Below are 15624 nucleotides of genomic sequence, written 5' to 3'. Positions count from 1 at the left end.
CAAAAGTCTAGGAAAAATGCCCAGCAAAGGTGTTCGGGTTTCACGGCAGCAGCCGCAGCCGCCCAAAGTGCGGCGCCGCCCCCTGCAATCGCGCGCGCAGGCCACGTCGCAGGCTCTGCAGGACGCCTTTGTTCGGCTTGTGATCGAGCAGGGCTACGAGCGCACCACGGTGCGCGAGGTGGCCGCCGTGGCCGGCGTGGGCCTGGGCACCTTCTATGAATACTTCGGCAACATGGACACGCTGGCGGCCATGTGCATCCACCGCCAGGTGCAGGCCCTGCACGCCCAGGGGCTGCAGACGCTGCAGGACAGTGCCGGCATGCCGCTGGCCACGCGCGTGGACCGCCTGCTGGACACCCTGGTCGACGGCATTGCGCGCGAGGCGCCGATGTGGGCCGCGCTGTTCATGCTGGAGCGCAAGGTGTCCGCGCCCGAGCCCTTCCGCCGCCACTACCAGGCCTATGTACAGCTGTGGGGCACGGCATTGCAGGACTGCGATCCGCCGCTGCCCGCGTCGGCCCAGCCCCTGGCACGGCTGCTGCACACGCTGACCTATGGCTGGGTGTCGCAGTCGCTGCTGGCGCTGGGGCCGCAGCAGACGCTGCAGCAGCTGCGCGCGCCGCTGGGCTGGGCCATCCATGCGCTGCTGCGCGAGGTGCAGGCTCCGTCCGCGTAGCGGCCCCCGGCGGCGCAGGATCAGACGCGCGGAAAGCGCAGCGTGAAGCGGGCACCGCCCTGCTCGGAGTCGTCGGCCTCCACGCTGCCGCCCTGGGAGACGGTCAGTGCCTTGACGATGGACAGGCCCAGGCCCGAGCCCTCGCGGCGGCGCTTGCCGGGCACCTGGGCAAAGCGCTGGAAGGGGTGGGCGCGCAGCTCGCTGGGCAGGCCGGGACCGGCATCGCTGATGCGCAGCACGGCCCAGGCACGGCCTTCGATATCGGATTCCACCGTCAGCGCCACGCCCAGCCATGCGCCGCTGGCCGCATGACGGATGGCGTTGCTGACGAGGTTGGAGAGGATCTGGCGCATGCGGTCGGCGTCGGCACGGATGTCGGCCATGCCGATGTCACTGGGCGCGGGCAGGTGCATCTCCAGCTGCATGCCATGCTGCAGGAGCTGGGGGTGCAGGTGGTCCAGCGTCTCGGCCACGAGTTCGGCCAGGTCCAGGCGCTGCTTTTGCAGCGACAGCTGGCCGGCATCGGCCATGGACAGCGTGTGCAGGTCGCCGACCAGCCGGCCCAGGTGCTCGACCTGGAACAGCAGCGTGTTCAGCTCGGTGTCGTCTGCGGCGATGACGCCGTCGCAGATGGCATGCAGGCGCGCCTGCAGCACGGTCAGCGGCGTGCGCAGCTCGTGCGAGATCGAGGCCGCCGTGGCGCGGCGCTCGGCCTCCAGCGTCTCCAGCGAATCGATCATGCGGTTGAAGGCCACCACCATCTCGGCCATCTCGCCATGGGCCTTGCCGGGCAGGGCGCGCGCGCTGAAGTCGCCCAGCTCCACGCGCTTGGCCACCTCGACCATGGACGCCAGGGGCCGCGTCACCAGACGCGAGACCCAGAAGCCCACGGCCAGCCCGAAGGGCAGGCACACCAGCAGGCCGATGACCAGGGACCATTTCTCGCCGAACAGCAGATCGCCCGTCCAGTACTGGCCGTAGATCTGCATGGCGCGCGGGCTGTCTTCCAGCGACTGCGCGTTGAGTTCGTCCAGCTCGATCTGCACGGCCGGCGGCAGGCTGCTGTAGAAGTCGCGGTACTGGATCTCGGAGAACACCAGCACGCCGATGGCCAGCAGGGCAATGGTGCTGAGCACGGTGGCCGTGATCCACAGGCCGAAGCGCACCCAGATGCGGTTGGGCCTCAGTCCCAGGGCCATAGCCGGTAGCCAATGCCGCGCACGGTCTCGATCAGGCCTTCCTGGCCGGCCAGCTGCAGCTTGCGGCGCAGCTTGGACAGGTGGGAGTCGATGACGCGCTCCAGCGCATCGCTCTCGGGCAGGCAGTGCTCGATCAGGTGGGAGCGCGAGAAGCAGCGCCGGGGCTGGGCCGCCAGGCAGGCCAGCAGGCGGAATTCGGTCAGCGTCAGGGGCAGCGGCAGGGCGCGGCCCTCGTTGTCGTAGACCACGGCGCTGTGCGCCTCGGCGTCGATCTCGATGGGGCCCACGCGGATGGGCGCGGGCGCCGGGTTCTTGCGTGCCTGGGTGCGGCGCAGCACGGCGCGCACGCGGGCCACGACCTCGGGCGGGTTGAAGGGCTTGACCACGTAGTCGTCGGCGCCCAGGCGCAGGGCCAGCAGCTTGTCCACATCGTCGGCCAGGGCCGTGACCATGATCACGGGCGTCTGGCTGTCATCGCGGATGGCGCGCAGCACGTCGATGCCGTCCATGCCGGGAAGGTGGATGTCCAGCAGCACCAGGTCGGGTCGCAGCAGGCGGAACAGCTGCAGCGCTTCCTGGCCGTCCGAGGCCATGCGCGAACGCAGCCCGTCCCGCTCGAGATAGGCCGTCAGGATGCTGGCGATGGCGGGCTCGTCTTCGACGACGAGCACGAGGGGGTGGTTGCCGTTGGCTGTGCTGTGGAGTTCATGGGAAAGCTGGCAGGGCCAAGCGCACATTATGGTGCGATGCCCTGGATGCCGCCGCCCCTCCATATTGGCTCCACGAAGTCTGCAATCGCGCGCAAGGCTGGCGCTGTTCATTTCCTGCGGACCCATCAGCGGCTATTGGTAGCTCATCGTGAAGGTCGCCCTGCCATAGGCCATGCCAGGTGTCACGCTGCCGGCTGTCTGCACCAGACGTGCGCTCAACGGAATCTTCAGGCTGTTCTGCCCTTGTGCGACCTGGCCCGCATTCCATTGGTTGGCATTGCCCAGGCTGCCGGAGTCAGGGCCGAAGCTCACGGGCACGTTGTTTCTCAGTACCTGTATGCCGACACCCCGGGCCTTGGAATTTTGGGCCAGCGTCAGCGTGCTCGATCGGTTGGTCGCCTGGGTGGCATCCGTCAGCGTGATGAAGGCGGTCAGGCGTGTATTGGCTTCGCCTCCCGCGCAAGTCAACTCGATGCTGAAGTCCTTGGCTGCCGTGACGGACCCGATTCCCTTGAAATCGGCGAACGGGGCGGGGGCCATGGTCACGTCGATCTTGCCCGTGGACACCCGGCAGGTCGGCGGCCTGGGGCGGCTGCTGACGTTGACGGTGATGCCACTCGAAAAGAATACCGTGGCCAGCAAGTCACGGGCATTGCTGGTCCCAGAGTAGATCCGTGCGAAGCTGCCATTCAGGGAACCGCCAGATGTGAGTTCTCCGGTTTTCACGAGCTCGAGGGTCATGTTGTTGCTTGGCAGTGAATGGAATATGCCCTGTTTCAGCATGGACCCTGAATAAGGCGCGGCTCTTTCCCATGTGATTTTCATGCCCAGGTTGGGGATGGCGGTGGAATATATTCCACCGCTTTCCGTTCCAATGCCTTCTATGTAATAAAAATCATTGTCGCAAGAAATGTGGTAGCTGCCGGCTCCGGTATTTTGCAAAGCCATTGTCCTGGAATAGACAACGCTGCCAATCGGATAATTTTCATTGACGATGGTGGGGGTGTTGGCTGAACCCGGAAACTGGGCATTCCAACCCTGGGAGGAACAACGGGCGCAGGATGAAATAGGGGCCATACAAAAAATCAAGAGGAGAGGCGTGGCCAATGCATGGCGCAAGATGGCTGTGAAAGACATGCTGTGAACTCCAGCCTGGAAGATATGGATCAATGCCTTGGGACGGGTGGCATAGGGCGCGATATCCGGCCAATGTACTGACCTGAATGCGGCATTGGAATTGGAGCGTTCTGAAAATAAACTCGGAATCATCCGAGTCCCCAGTGATGGGGCGGTCCGCAACTGGCTCTTGCCCGGGTTGGGGCAGAGAGGCTCCCGCAAGGCGCTGCGCTCTCCATGTTTCCTCCATAAAGCCTGCAACCTCGCGCAAGCTTGGCCGCGTCCAATGGCCATCCGGGGACATGGTTCCCTGGCCTCGTTTTCCCGGCCCTCCCCTCGATCATCCCCTCCCGCCTGTCCATCCCGTGAACCACGCCGCCGCGACGCATCGCCTCTCCAGCCTGTGCCTGGGCGCCGCCCTGGCGCTGGCCGGTTGCTCCTCGCCGCCTCCGGCGCAGCTTGACGGCTCGGTGCCCACGCAGTGGACGCAGCCCCTGCCCGCCGCCGCGCCGGGTGCACCTGGCTCGGCCGCAGCGCCCGACCTGCAGGGCTGGTGGAAGGCCTGGGGCGACGAATCCCTGAACACCCTGGTCGAGGAGGCGCTGGCCGCCAACCTCGACCTGTCCCAGGCCCAGTCGCGCCTGCGCCAGCAACGGCTGCTGGCCGGCACGGCCGGCTCGGCCTTCCGGCCCGTGTTCACGGCCGGTGCGCGCACGCTGCAGGACATTGCGGCCATCGACTCGTATTTCCACGCCAGCATCGACGTGAGCTGGGACCTGGGCCTGTTCGGCGCCCGCGAGGCCGGCGAGCGCAATGCCGCCGCCTCCGTGCTTGACGCACGGGGCCGCCTGCAGGCGGCCCGCGTGGCCCTGGTGGCCGATGTGGTCCACCGCTATCTGGACATCCGCATGGCCCAGCGCCAGCGCGCCCTGATCGACGAACAGGCACTGCTGGATGCGCGTGCCCTGCAACTGGCCCAGGTGCGCCAGCAGCAGCGCCTGGGCACGGCAGAGGCCGTGCACCAGCTGCAACTGCAGGCCGGCCAGAGCGCGGCCTTGCGTGCCAGCCTGCGCGAAACCCAGGCCCGCAGCGCCCACATGCTGGCCGCCTTGCTGGGCCGCACGCGGCCCGATGCGCAGTGGCTGCAGGCCGATGCCAAGGCCCCGCTGCCCGGCCCCCAGGCGCTGGGCGTGGCCGTCCTGCCGGCCGACCTGCTGCGCACGCGCCCCGACATCCAGGTGGCGCAGGCCGCCGTGGAACGCGCGGCGGCCGAGCAGGGCATTGCGCATGCGGCGCTGTATCCGCGCTTCGTGATCGGCGGCTCGCTGCTGTACTCGTTCAACATCACCCAGAACCTGCGTACCACGCAGGACAACGCACCCACCTTCGGGCCGCAGATCGACATTCCCCTGTTCGACTGGGGCCGCCGCCGTTCCCAGGCCGACGCCAGCGAGCTGGCGCTGCAGGCCGCCATCCAGGCCTACCGCCAGAGCGTGCTCGACGGCGTGGCCGAGGTCGAGTCCGCACTGGCCGCGCTGGACGCCCAGCGCGAGCGCATCGCCTCGCTGCAGTCCACCCAGCAGGTGCTGGCCGAGCGCGAGCGCGTGCAGGACCAGCGCCTGAAGCTGGGCCTGGACAGCGAATTCGGCGGCCTGGCGCCCCGGCGCGCCGCGCTGCAGGCGCGCAGCGAGCAGACCACGGCCCTGGCTGCCCATGCGCTGGCCTACGTGGCGCTGTACAAGGCCCTAGGCGGCGCGCCGCTGCCGGCCGAGGACCAGGACGCTGCCGACAGCGGCATGGCTCCACTGGCTCCGCTCGCACAAGGAGCGCCCTCATGATCGCCCTGGCACGCAAGACGCTGGTGCACGAGTGGCGCCGCTTCATTCCCTCCGTCTTCGCCGTGGGCTTCTCCGGCGTGCTGCTGGCCATGCAGGCCGCGCTGGTGCTGGGCATCTTCGGCTCGGCCGCGCTGTATGTGACGGCTTCCTCGGCCGACCTGTGGATCGGCTACCCGGGCACGCAGAGCGTGAACTTCGGCCGCACCATCGGCCGCGACGTGGACATGCGCCTGCGCATGGACCCCGATGTCGCGGCGGTCGAGCCCTATGTCTGGGTGGACGGCGACTGGCGCTCGGACTCGGCGGCCGGCGGCGCGGCGAGCGAGCACGGCGGCGGCGTGTCGGTCTACCTGTCGGGCATTGCCACCGATGACGCCTCCATGCTGTTTTCCCACGTGCTCCAGCCCTGGCAGCGCCAGCGCCTGCGCGAGACCGGCGCCGTGATCGTGGACCGGGCCGACCTGCAGACCCTGGGCACCAGCGAAGGCGGCGTGGCCTGGGTCAACAACCACCGCGTGCAGGTGGTGGCGGCCGTGGACGGCCTGCGTGGCCTGGGCGGCGTGAACGTATTGGCCTCGCTGGCCACGGCCCGCGAGATTGCGGGCGACCCTGGCCAGGGCAGCACCTATTTCGTGGCGCGCGTGCGCCCGGGCGCCTCGGCCAAGGCCGTGAAGCAGCGCCTGAACCAGCCCACACCCAGCTTCGGCCCCTACGAGGCCTGGACGGCCAGGGAATTCGCGCGGCGCTCGCAGCGCTACTGGATGTTCGACACGGGCGCCGGCGCGGGCGTGCTGTTCATGGCCGTCATCGTCTGCCTGGTGGGCTCGGTGGTCACCAGCCAGTCGCTCAAGGCCGTGGTGGCCGCTTCCTCGCGCGAGTACGCCGTGCTCAACGCGCTGGGCGTGAGCCGCGCGGCACTGGGCCGCGTGGTGGTCGAGCAGGCCTGCTGGATCGGTGGCCTGGGCTTTGTGATGGCCGCCCTGGCCAGCGCCGTATTGCTGGCCCTGGCCATGGCCTACCGCGTGCCCGTGGCGCTGAACGCATCGGCCGTGCTGGCCTGCGCCGTGCTGGTGGCCGTGCTGTCCCTGCTGTCGGGCCTGGGCGCTATGCGCAGCCTGCTGCGTGCCGACCCGGCCACGCTGCTGCGCTGAAGACGGCCAGACCCCATGAACGTGATGAATGCCCACTCCCCCGCGCCCACGGCGGCGCCCCGCACGGCACCCAGCCTGGAGGCCGTGCGCCTGTGCAAGTCCTTCCTGTCGGGCATGGTCAGCGTGCAGGTGCTGCAAGGCCTGTCCGTGTCGCTGTACCCGAGCGAGCTGAGCCTGATCTCCGGGCCCTCGGGCTGCGGCAAGAGCACGCTGCTGTCGCTGATGTCGGGCCTGCAGGCGCCCGACAGCGGCCACGCCATGGCGCTGGGCGAGGACCTGGGCAAGCTGGGCACGCGGGCGCTGGAGAAATTCCGCCTGCGCCACACGGGCTTCGTCTTCCAGGGCTTCAACCTGTTCCCGGCGCTGACGGCCATCGAGCAGGTGCAGCTGCCCCTGGGCTACATGGGCCTGCGCAGCGACGAGGCCCTGCGCCGCGCGCAGCAGGCGCTGGACGAGGTCGGCCTGTCCCACCGCGCCCACATGCGCCCGGCCGAACTGTCGGGCGGCGAAAAGCAGCGCGTGGCCATCGCGCGCGCCATGGCCAAGGCGCCGCAGCTGCTGTTTGCCGACGAACCCACGAGTGCGCTGGATGCCGAAAGCGGCCAGCGCGTCATCGACATCCTGCACCGCGCGGCGCGCAACCATGGCACGACCGTGCTGTGCGTGAGCCATGACCCGCGTCTGGTGCGCCATGCCGACCGCGTGCTCGGCATGGAGGACGGCGCCATCCGCAGCGACTGGCGCCAGACCTCCCCGTTGAAGGAAAAAGAATGAAGTACCCCCTGAGCGGCCTTGCCGCGTCCACTGCCGGTCTGGCTGCGGCGCTGGCCGCCGCCGCGCTGCTGGCGGGCTGCGGTCCTTCGCACGATGCGCCTGCCAATGCCGGCCAGGCCAGCGCCAAGGCGCAGCAAAACGGCCCGGCGGCCGTGGCCGTGGCGCGCGGCAAGATCGAGGTGGAAGGCGGCCTGCTGGACCTGTCGCCCGCCGTGGCCGGCGTGGTGCAGCAGCTGTCCGTCAAGGAAGGCCAGTCCGTGCAGCGCGGCCAGTTGCTGCTGAGGCTGGCCGACGATACGGGCCAGGCCGACCTGGCCGTGGCCGAGTCCGAGGCCCAGCTGGCCAAGGCCCGCCAGAAGGCACGCGCCGCGCGCCTGCCCCAGCTCAAGCAGACCCTGTCGCGCTGGCAGGCCGCAGCGCGCGAGGGCGCCGCCGATGCGCAGAACGTGGACGAGGCCGCGCAGGCGCTGCGCGATGCCCAGGCCGAGATCGACGTGGCCGCGGCCGAGGCCCAGGTGGCACAGCGCAAGCTCGAACAATTGCGCGCCCAGCACAAGCGCCAGGAACTGCGCGCACCCGAGGCCGGCACCGTGGTGCGCCTGGCCACCCACGCGGGCAGCCAGGCCGTGCCCGGCACGCCGGCCGTGGTGCTGCTGCCGCAGCGCCCGCTGCAGGTGCGCGCCGAAATCAACGAAAGCTTCGCCGCCGCCGTGCGCGAAGGCATGCGGGCCACGGTGACGCTGGACGCCGATGGCGCCGCACAGCAGCAACTGCCCTCGGCACGCGTGCTGCGCATCAGTCCCGTCTATGGCACGGCGCGGCTGCAGGACGACCAGCAGCGCGGGCCGGTGCGTGTCATCGAGTGCGTGCTGGTCTTCGAGCAAGCTCCCGCCGCCGCCGTGCGCGTGGGTCAAAACGTAAGGGTGCAGTTTCATGAATAAGCGCATTCCCCTGTATCTGGACACCGCCGCCCCCGGCTGGATGGTGCAAAGCGACTTCGACGGCACGATCAGCCTGCTGGACGTGACCGACACCCTGCTCAACCGCTTCGGCAAGCCCGGCTGGCAGGAACTGGAAGACGCCTGGGAGCGCGGCGAGATCGGCTCGCGCGAATGCATGAAGGGTCAGGTCGCGCTGCTGGACATGGACGAGGCCGAGCTGCGCGCCCACCTGGACACCATCGAGATCGACCCCGGCTTTGCCGGCTTCGTGGCGGCCGCCCAGGCCCACGGCATGGTGGTGCAGGTGGTCAGCGACGGCATCGACTACGCCATACGCCATGTGCTGGAGCGCCATGGCCTGGGCCATCTGCAGGTCATCGCCAACCGCCTGGTGCAGGCCGGCGAGCGCAGCTGGCGCCTGGACTCCCCCTGGGCCAGCGCGCAGTGCGCGCGCGCCAGCGGCAACTGCAAGTGCGAGCGCCTGGCCGAGCAGCAGGCCCTGCACGGCCGCGTGCTCTACGTGGGCGACAGCACCTCGGACTTCTGCGTCTCGGGCCGGGCCGACTTCGTGCTGGCCAAGTACAAGCTCATCGCCCACTGCGAAAGCCGGGGCATCGCCCATGCGCCCTTCGAGCATTTCGAGCAGGCCACGGCCCTGCTCGACAAGGTCGTCCTGGGCCTGGAGGCGCTGGCATGACATACCACCCCCTGAGTCGCTTCGCGCCTTCCCGTTGCACGGCGCCCCCCAAGGGGGACGATACCTTCGGTGCGGGGCGGCGCGGCCGGCCAAGGCCCTTCCTCGGTGTCTCTGGCTTCAGGGCACGCCAGTTTCATGGACAGAGGGCGACGCGCAGCGTCATGGAAAATTGACATGAATTTGAGTGATGGGCTCTCCTTGGTTCAGCACAGCGAGCAGGCTGCTGCCACGGGGCTGGACAACGTCTGCGTGACCGAGCATGAATTCGTCATGCCCGGCACGGGCGCTGCCGCGCGCACCGGCGTGCTGCTGGTGCACGGGCTCACGGGCACGCCGGCCGAGATGCGCCTGCTGGCCAAGGGGCTGAACAAGCAGGGCTTCACCGTCTATGCGGTCCAGCTGGCCGGCCATTGCGGCAGCATGGAAGATCTCGTGGACACGCGCTGGACCGACTGGCTGGCCAGCGTGGAGGCCGGGCTGCAGCGGCTGTCGCAGCACATGGACCATGTGGTGGTCGGCGGCCTGTCCATGGGCGCCGTGCTCTCCCTGGCCGTGGCCCAGCGCCACCCCGACAAGGTGGACGGCGTCTGCGCCCTGTCCACCACCTTCCGCTACGACGGCTGGAGCATTCCCTTCTACACGCGCCTGGCCTTCCTGCTGCCGCTGTTCCGCGCGCTGGGCATTGGCCGCCACAGCGTGTTCATGGAGCAGCCGCCCTACGGCATCAAGGACGAGGCCCTGCGCGCGCGCGTGGTCGAGCAAATGCATTCGGGCGACAGCGCGGCGGCCGGCCTGCCGGGCAATCCCTGGTGGTCCATCATCGAGCTGCGCCGCCTCTCGGCCCATGTGCTGGCGCGCCTGCCCCAGCTGCGCTCGCCCTGCCTGGTCATCCATGCGCGCAACGACGACATCTCGTCGGTGGCCAACGCCCATGACATCGTGCATGGCGCCAGCCAGGCCCATGTCGAGCTGGTGCTGCTGGACAACAGCTACCACATGGTCACCATCGACCGCGACCGCCGCACCGTGATCGCGCGCACCACCGAATTCGTGGCGCGCATCGCCAGCGGTGCCGCCCCCCGCGAGGTGCGGGCTGCGGAGGCCGCACGGCATGGGCAGTGATCTCTCTCCGCTGGTCATCACGCTGTGGGTGCTGAACGTGCTGGTGGACAGCGGGGGCCAGCTGGCCTTCAAGGCCGCCGCCAGCCAGCCCGGTGACCTCGACGGCCTGGCGCGCTGGCGCTTCATGGCCTCCAGGCCCTGGCTGTGGCTGGGCGTGGGCTGCTACGTGGCCGAGTTCGTGCTGTGGCTGGCCTTTCTCTCGCTGGTGCCGCTGTCCGAAGGCGTGCTGCTGGGCTCCATCAACATCGTGGCCATCATGATCGCGGGCCGGCTGCTGTTTGCCGAGAAGCTGGCACCCATGCGGGTCGCCGGAATTGTCCTCGTGTCCATAGGCGTCGCCATCGTGGGCCTGCATTGAAATGAAGCGTTTCTATTTCATCGGCTTTCTGGTGCTCATGGCCTTCGACACGCTGGCCCAGCTGAGCTTCAAGCAGGCCGGCAATGCGGCGCTGCCGCTGGAGTTCTCCACGGCCTGGCTGGCGCGCGTGTTCGGCCAGCCCTGGATCTATGGCGCCTTCGTGGGCTACATCGGCGCCTTTTTCTCGTGGATGACCTTGCTCAAGCGCGCGCCCATCGGCCCGGCCTTTGCGGCATCGCACCTGGAGATTCTTTCCGTGCTGGCGCTGTCGTACTGGCTGTTCGACGAGCGCATAGGCATGCCCCAGATCATCGGCTGCCTGTTCATCGTGGCCGGCATCGCCTGCCTGGCCGTCAGCGAGACGCAGGAGGCCGAGGGACCCGGCGCAGACGATGACACGCCGGGCCATGCGGGCGGCAACCCGGGCGCGGGTTCGGCCAGCGCGGGCGCCGCGCATCTGGCGTCCTCGGCCGAGCACGGCACGCACCGTGGCTGAACGCGTGCTGCCGCCCACGGCAGGCCTGCCGCTGCGCGCGGCCGACCTGCTGCCCTGGGGCGACGCGGACCTGGCGACGGCGCTGGCGCAGTGGCTGGGCGTGCCCGCCGTGCAGCTTGAATGCTCGGGCACCTCGGCGCTGATGGTGGCGCTGCAGACCCTGCGCCGCCTGGCGCCGGGCCGCAGCGAAGTCATCGCACCCGCCTATACCTGCCCGCTGGTGGCCCTGGCCGTGGCGCACTGCGGCCTGCAACTGCGCCTGTGCGATCTGCATGCCGACACGCTGGACATGGACCCCACGCGCCTGCGCGCCCTGTGCAGCGAACGCACCCTGGCCGTGCTGCCCACGCATCTGTGCGGCCGCGTGGCCGACGTGGCCACAGCCGTGGACTGCGCGCGCGCCGTGGGCGCCTGGGTGGTGGAGGACGCGGCCCAGGCCCTGGGCGCACGCCTGCGCGGCGAGCCCGTGGGCTGGCAGGGCGATGTGGGCTTCTACAGCCTGGCCGTGGGCAAGGGCCTGACCACCTTCGAGGGTGGCGTGCTGCTGGCGCGCGACCCCGCGCTGCGCGAGGCACTGCGCGAGACACATGCGGCCAGCGTGCGCCAGGACCGGGGCTGGGAGTTGCGCCGCAGCCTGGAGCTGCTGGGCTATGCGGCGCTGTACCGCCCCGCCGGGCTGGACCTGGCCTATGGCCGACCCCTGCGCGATGCGCTGTCGCGCAGCGACTGGGTGCAGGCCGCCGGCGATGATTTCGACGACGCCATTCCCTGCCATGAACTGGGCGCCTGGCGCCGCCGCGTGGGCCGGCGCGCGCTGGCGCGGCTGGCGGATTTCCAGCAGCGACTGCAGCGCCAGGCCCGTGAGCGCGGTGCCTGGCTGTCGGCCATCGATGGGATCGAGGTGGTGGGCGACACCGTGCCGGGTGCGCAAGGCGTCTGGCCCGTGCTGCTGCTGCGCCTGCGCGATGCCGCCACGCGCGATGCGCTGCTGCGCGCGCAATGGGGGCGGGGCTGGGGTCTGTCGCTGCCCTTCGTCCATGTGCTGCCCGACTATGGCCGCTACGACCATGTGCTGGGCCTGGCGCGCCAGGACGTGGTGGACCAGGGGCGCGACTGGGCACGGCGCCTGGTGGCCGTGGGCAACAGCCTGTGGTTCGACGACGCGCGCTTCGAGGCCTTGCTCAGTCTGCTGGAGAGGCCGCACGCCGCGCCTGGCTGACGGCTGCGGCCTGCGTGGCGCCGGGTTGTGTCGTGGCGCCGGGCGGTGGCTCGCGCCCGCGCAGGGCCTGGCTGCGTTCGGCGACATAGTCGCGCGTGAGCGGAACCGCTTCCTGGCGGCGTGCCAGCTGCACCTGGAAAATGGCGATGTCCTGGTAGCGGAAGGCGGCTTCCGACATGGACAGATAGAACTCCCACATGCGGCAAAAGCGCTCGTCGTAGAGCGCGGCAGCCTCGTCGCGGCGCGCCATGAAGCGCTCGCGCCACAGTCGCAGCGTGCGCGCATAGTGCAGGCGCAGCACCTCGATATCGGTGACCACCAGGCCGCTGCGTTCGATGGCCGGCGTGAACTCCGACAGGGACGGGATGTGGCCGCCCGGGAAGATGTAGCGCTCTATCCAGGGATTGTTGAAGTCGGGCACATCGCTGTTGCCGATGAAGTGCAGCAGCATCACGCCATCGTCGGACAGCAGCTCCCGGCACTGGCGGAAGAAGGCGTCGTGAAAACGCGTGCCCACATGCTCGAACATGCCCACCGAGACGATGCGGTCGAAGGTGCCGCGCGTGTCGCGGTAGTCTTCCAGGCGGTAGCTGAGGCGGTCTGCGCACGGGGACTGGCCGGCACGCTGGCGGGCGCCCGCCAGCTGCTCGCCGGACAGCGTCACGCCCGTCACATGGCCCGCACAAGCCACCTCGGCCAGGTAGCGCGACAGTCCGCCCCAGCCGCAGCCTATGTCCAGCACGCGGTGGCCGGGCTCCACGAGCAGCTTGGCGGCGATGTGGCGCATCTTGGCCCGCTGGGCCTGCTCCAGGCTTTCGTCGCCATGCTCGAAGTAGGCGCAGGAGTACTGGCGCTCGCCATCCAGAAAGAGCCGATAGAGCCGGTCGTCGAGGTCATAGTGGTGCGCCACGTTGGCGCGCGCCTTGCTGCGGCGGTTGTGCTGCAGCAGCGGGCGCAGCCGCATGCGCCAGGCATCGAGCAGCCGCACGCTGGCCGGCACGGGCAGGTTGCGCGCGTTGCGCAGCACGAGCTCCAGCACGTCGTAGATGCTGCCCCGCTCCACCACCAGGCGCTGCTGCATGAACATCTCGCCAAGGTTCAGGTCCGGGTCGCGCATCAGGGCCCACAGCGCGCGCCTGTCCGTGAAGCGGATGCGTGCCTGCGGCTGGCCGCCGTCGCCGAAGGCCAGCATGCGTCCCCAGGGCAGGCAGATTTCGAGCAGTCCCTTGCGCACCAGGGGTGTGAAACTGCGCTGCAGCAGTCTTTCGGTCAGCCGGTCGATCATGGGGTTGCCTCCTGTCTTGCGGTCGGCCGCGGTGCGCGGACGTGGGGGATGCGGGGTGTGAACGGATCCTAGGGGCTGGTGCAGGTCTGGATGTATTCGACCAGCCGTTCGTTGAAGGCATGCTGGCCCAGCTGCCAGGTGGCCAGCGTCTGCGCGTCGATCTGCGTGTCCTGGCCGTCTCCGGCGCTCATCCAGCGCTTCCACCAGGTCGTGTAGCGCCAGGAGGACACATCGCCCGTGATGTCGCTGCCCACGATCTGGCCGGCCAGCGCGCCGATGATGTCCAGGGCCTCGCCTTCCTGCATGCGGCCCTGGTCCCAGTTGGTGCGCACCACCTCGGGCGCGAACACGTCCTTGTCGATGCTCAGGTAGGTGGGCTGAGCCTGCTCGCGCAGCATGCGCGCCAGCGTGCGCGACAGGTCGGCCACGCTGGCAAAGCCGCGAAAGGCGGCATCCACGCCCAGGCGGCGCGCCCAGCCCGTGTCCACGCCCGCGCTCCAGTAGCTCAGGCGGCCGGCGCGCAGTGGCGTGAGGTAGTTCTCCCAGGCGTGCGCGCGGCCGATGTCGCCGGAGGTGATGCCGGCCACATGCACATGCGAGACGGCCGGATGCAGGGCCACGCGCCGCACCCAGGAGCCGCAGTGCACGCCCCAGGGAAAGCGCATGTTGTCGGGGTGGTTGTCCAGCACGACCACGCGCAGCGGCCGGCCCGCGGACAGGGCCTGGGCGGTGATGCAGCGCTCGATCAGCGGCCAGCTCAGGTGGTGGAAGTCGCCACTGCCCATGAGGGCCGTGCCATGCGCGGCGGGCAGTTGCGCGTCAAGCGCCGCGCGGAACTGCGCAAAGCGGCGCAGGCCGCAGCCAAAGCGCACCTGCTCCTGCCAGTCCTGCAGCGGCAGGCGCAGCTCGCCGGGCAAGGTCCCCACCGAGCCATCCACATCCAGCACGACCGGCTGGGCATTCAGTTCTGTTCGCTCCATTGGCGATCGCTTTCGAAGTGGCCGGCAAAGCGCCGGCCCAGTGCGCGCAGCAGCGGATTGCGGATGAAGACCGCATGCTGCGTGAAGGTGAAGCTGGCGCCCAGCTGGGCCTTGACCTCGGGGTCGGTCCAGCCGGCCACGTAGTGGCTCAGGCCGCGTTCGATGGCGTATTCAAGGTTGACCATCCAGCTCACGAAGTAGAGATTGGCCTCGCGCGCGGCCGGGTAGGACAGGCCGATGTACTTGTCGATCAGCTTGCCGCCGTGCTCGAAGCACAGGTTCCAGCCCAGCAGCGCGCCGGGGGTGCCGTCGTCCTGCAGCGCGCGGTACTCGAACACGGTGCCGCCGTTGCCTGCATCGCGCAGCAGGGCCGCGAAGAAATCGCGCGTGAGTTTGTCGAAGTGGATCTCGCTTTGCGCATACACCGCATCGAACAGCGCGTAGTAGGCATCGACGCAGGCGTCATCGGCAAAGGCCGCGCCCGTGGGAATGCGCTGCACCTGCAGTTGCGCGCGGCTCCTGAGCTTGCGGCGCAGGTTCTGGCGGCGGCTCCTGGACAGGCGCGCAAGGTATTCGTCCAGGCTGGAGAAGTCGATGGGCACATGGGCCAGGGCCTGGCCTTCGACCAGGATGAAGCCCGCATCGGCCAGCGCCTGCGCCAGCGCCCGTGCGTGGGCGTTGTCGGCGTCCGGCAGCAGCGGTGAATCCTGGGGCAGGTCCTTGACGATGGTCAGCATGCGCCGGCCTGCGCGCGCACGCAGCGCGGCAGCCTGCTGGGCGGCAGGGATGCCCATGGGCAGCACGGCGTACTCGCTGACCGTGGTGCCCACGAAGTCGGTGGACAGGCGCAGCCGGCGCGACAGCCAACTGCCACAGGGCAACGACAAAAGACGCGCCTTGAGCGCGTCGTCCGCCGTGGTCAGAAGATCGAAGGGCGCCGTGAAGGCCGGCGCCGGCCAGTCCTGCAGCAGTGCGAAGCCCTCGGGAGGATGGGCCGCGAACTGCGCGAGCAGGCCTGGGGGTTCGAGCTGGTTGTGCAGGCGCTCTGCGGGCATCGCGCCT

At 69.5% G+C, this 15624-nt stretch carries 15 protein-coding genes and 1 pseudogene; 10 read left to right on the top strand and 6 right to left on the bottom strand.

What is annotated here, in order from left to right; translation table 11 throughout:
* The first annotated feature begins 16 nt into the window (after window positions 1-16).
* Window positions 17-676: a TetR/AcrR family transcriptional regulator gene (locus BO996_RS02430; RefSeq protein WP_071953914.1), complete on the top strand. Its 660-nt coding sequence runs from the start codon at window positions 17-19 to the stop codon at window positions 674-676.
* A 20-nt stretch (window positions 677-696) separates the two neighbouring features.
* Here BO996_RS02430 and BO996_RS02425 read toward each other — a convergent pair whose 3' ends face one another.
* From BO996_RS02425 to BO996_RS02415, 3 genes and pseudogenes are all read right to left on the bottom strand, one after another.
* Window positions 697-1875, bottom strand: coding sequence for a sensor histidine kinase (locus tag BO996_RS02425; protein WP_012202061.1), 1179 nt, complete (start codon window positions 1873-1875; stop codon window positions 697-699).
* Window positions 1860-2584, bottom strand: a pseudogene (locus tag BO996_RS02420) (response regulator). Before BO996_RS02420 ends, BO996_RS02425 begins: the two are co-directional and overlap by 16 nt.
* Before the next feature lie 133 nt (window positions 2585-2717).
* Entirely contained in the window at window positions 2718-3722 is a 1005-nt protein-coding gene (locus tag BO996_RS02415) for a fimbrial protein (protein ID WP_071957008.1), read from the bottom strand.
* Window positions 3723-4066: 344 nt separating this feature from the next.
* On the opposite strand from BO996_RS02415, the gene BO996_RS02410 reads away from it, so the two are divergent.
* The 9 genes from BO996_RS02410 to BO996_RS02370 all read left to right on the top strand — a co-directional run bounded on the left by BO996_RS02410 (window position 4067) and on the right by BO996_RS02370 (window position 12297).
* The gene (locus BO996_RS02410; RefSeq protein WP_043795644.1) at window positions 4067-5539 is read left to right on the top strand and encodes an efflux transporter outer membrane subunit; all 1473 of its coding nucleotides are present in this window, start codon (window positions 4067-4069) and stop codon (window positions 5537-5539) included.
* Window positions 5536-6690, top strand: coding sequence for an ABC transporter permease (locus BO996_RS02405; RefSeq protein ID WP_012202065.1), 1155 nt, complete (start codon window positions 5536-5538; stop codon window positions 6688-6690). The genes BO996_RS02410 and BO996_RS02405 overlap by 4 nt, the downstream gene beginning before the upstream one ends.
* Window positions 6691-6705: 15 nt before the next feature.
* Window positions 6706-7464 carry an ABC transporter ATP-binding protein gene (locus BO996_RS02400; RefSeq protein ID WP_013800028.1) on the top strand — a complete coding sequence of 253 codons (759 nt, stop codon included), beginning with the start codon at window positions 6706-6708 and terminating at the stop codon, window positions 7462-7464.
* Complete coding sequence (locus BO996_RS02395; RefSeq protein ID WP_034397595.1) at window positions 7461-8405, top strand: HlyD family secretion protein; 945 nt, start codon at window positions 7461-7463, stop codon at window positions 8403-8405. The genes BO996_RS02400 and BO996_RS02395 overlap by 4 nt, the downstream gene beginning before the upstream one ends.
* Window positions 8398-9102 carry an MtnX-like HAD-IB family phosphatase gene (locus tag BO996_RS02390; protein WP_071953913.1) on the top strand — a complete coding sequence of 235 codons (705 nt, stop codon included), beginning with the start codon at window positions 8398-8400 and terminating at the stop codon, window positions 9100-9102. The genes BO996_RS02395 and BO996_RS02390 overlap by 8 nt, the downstream gene beginning before the upstream one ends.
* 174 nt (window positions 9103-9276) lie before the next feature.
* A complete protein-coding gene (locus BO996_RS02385; RefSeq protein ID WP_071953912.1) occupies window positions 9277-10224 on the top strand; it encodes an alpha/beta hydrolase in 948 nt (315 codons plus the stop codon).
* Window positions 10214-10582: an EamA family transporter gene (locus tag BO996_RS02380; protein WP_012202070.1), complete on the top strand. Its 369-nt coding sequence runs from the start codon at window positions 10214-10216 to the stop codon at window positions 10580-10582. The genes BO996_RS02385 and BO996_RS02380 overlap by 11 nt, the downstream gene beginning before the upstream one ends.
* Before the next feature lies 1 nt (window position 10583).
* Entirely contained in the window at window positions 10584-11078 is a 495-nt protein-coding gene (locus tag BO996_RS02375) for a DMT family transporter (RefSeq protein WP_071953911.1), read from the top strand.
* A complete protein-coding gene (locus tag BO996_RS02370; protein WP_071953910.1) occupies window positions 11071-12297 on the top strand; it encodes a DegT/DnrJ/EryC1/StrS family aminotransferase in 1227 nt (408 codons plus the stop codon). Before BO996_RS02375 ends, BO996_RS02370 begins: the two co-directional genes overlap by 8 nt.
* Here BO996_RS02370 and BO996_RS02365 read toward each other — a convergent pair.
* The 3 genes from BO996_RS02365 to BO996_RS02355 form a co-directional block, all read right to left on the bottom strand.
* Entirely contained in the window at window positions 12260-13582 is a 1323-nt protein-coding gene (locus tag BO996_RS02365; RefSeq protein WP_071953909.1) for an SAM-dependent methyltransferase, read from the bottom strand. The genes BO996_RS02370 and BO996_RS02365 overlap by 38 nt on opposite strands.
* A 68-nt stretch (window positions 13583-13650) precedes the next feature.
* Window positions 13651-14562: a hypothetical protein gene (locus BO996_RS02360; protein ID WP_013800035.1), complete on the bottom strand. Its 912-nt coding sequence runs from the start codon at window positions 14560-14562 to the stop codon at window positions 13651-13653.
* Window positions 14544-15617 carry a GNAT family N-acetyltransferase gene (locus tag BO996_RS02355; RefSeq protein WP_071953908.1) on the bottom strand — a complete coding sequence of 358 codons (1074 nt, stop codon included), beginning with the start codon at window positions 15615-15617 and terminating at the stop codon, window positions 14544-14546. The genes BO996_RS02360 and BO996_RS02355 overlap by 19 nt, the downstream gene beginning before the upstream one ends.
* Window positions 15618-15624: the final 7 nt, after the last annotated feature.

Origin of the sequence: Delftia sp. HK171, assembly GCF_001886655.1 — a bacterium.
Taxonomy (GTDB): domain Bacteria; phylum Pseudomonadota; class Gammaproteobacteria; order Burkholderiales; family Burkholderiaceae_C; genus Comamonas; species Comamonas acidovorans.
Note: the sequence above shows the minus strand (reverse complement) of the source record. Positions and strands in the feature narration are given on the sequence as shown.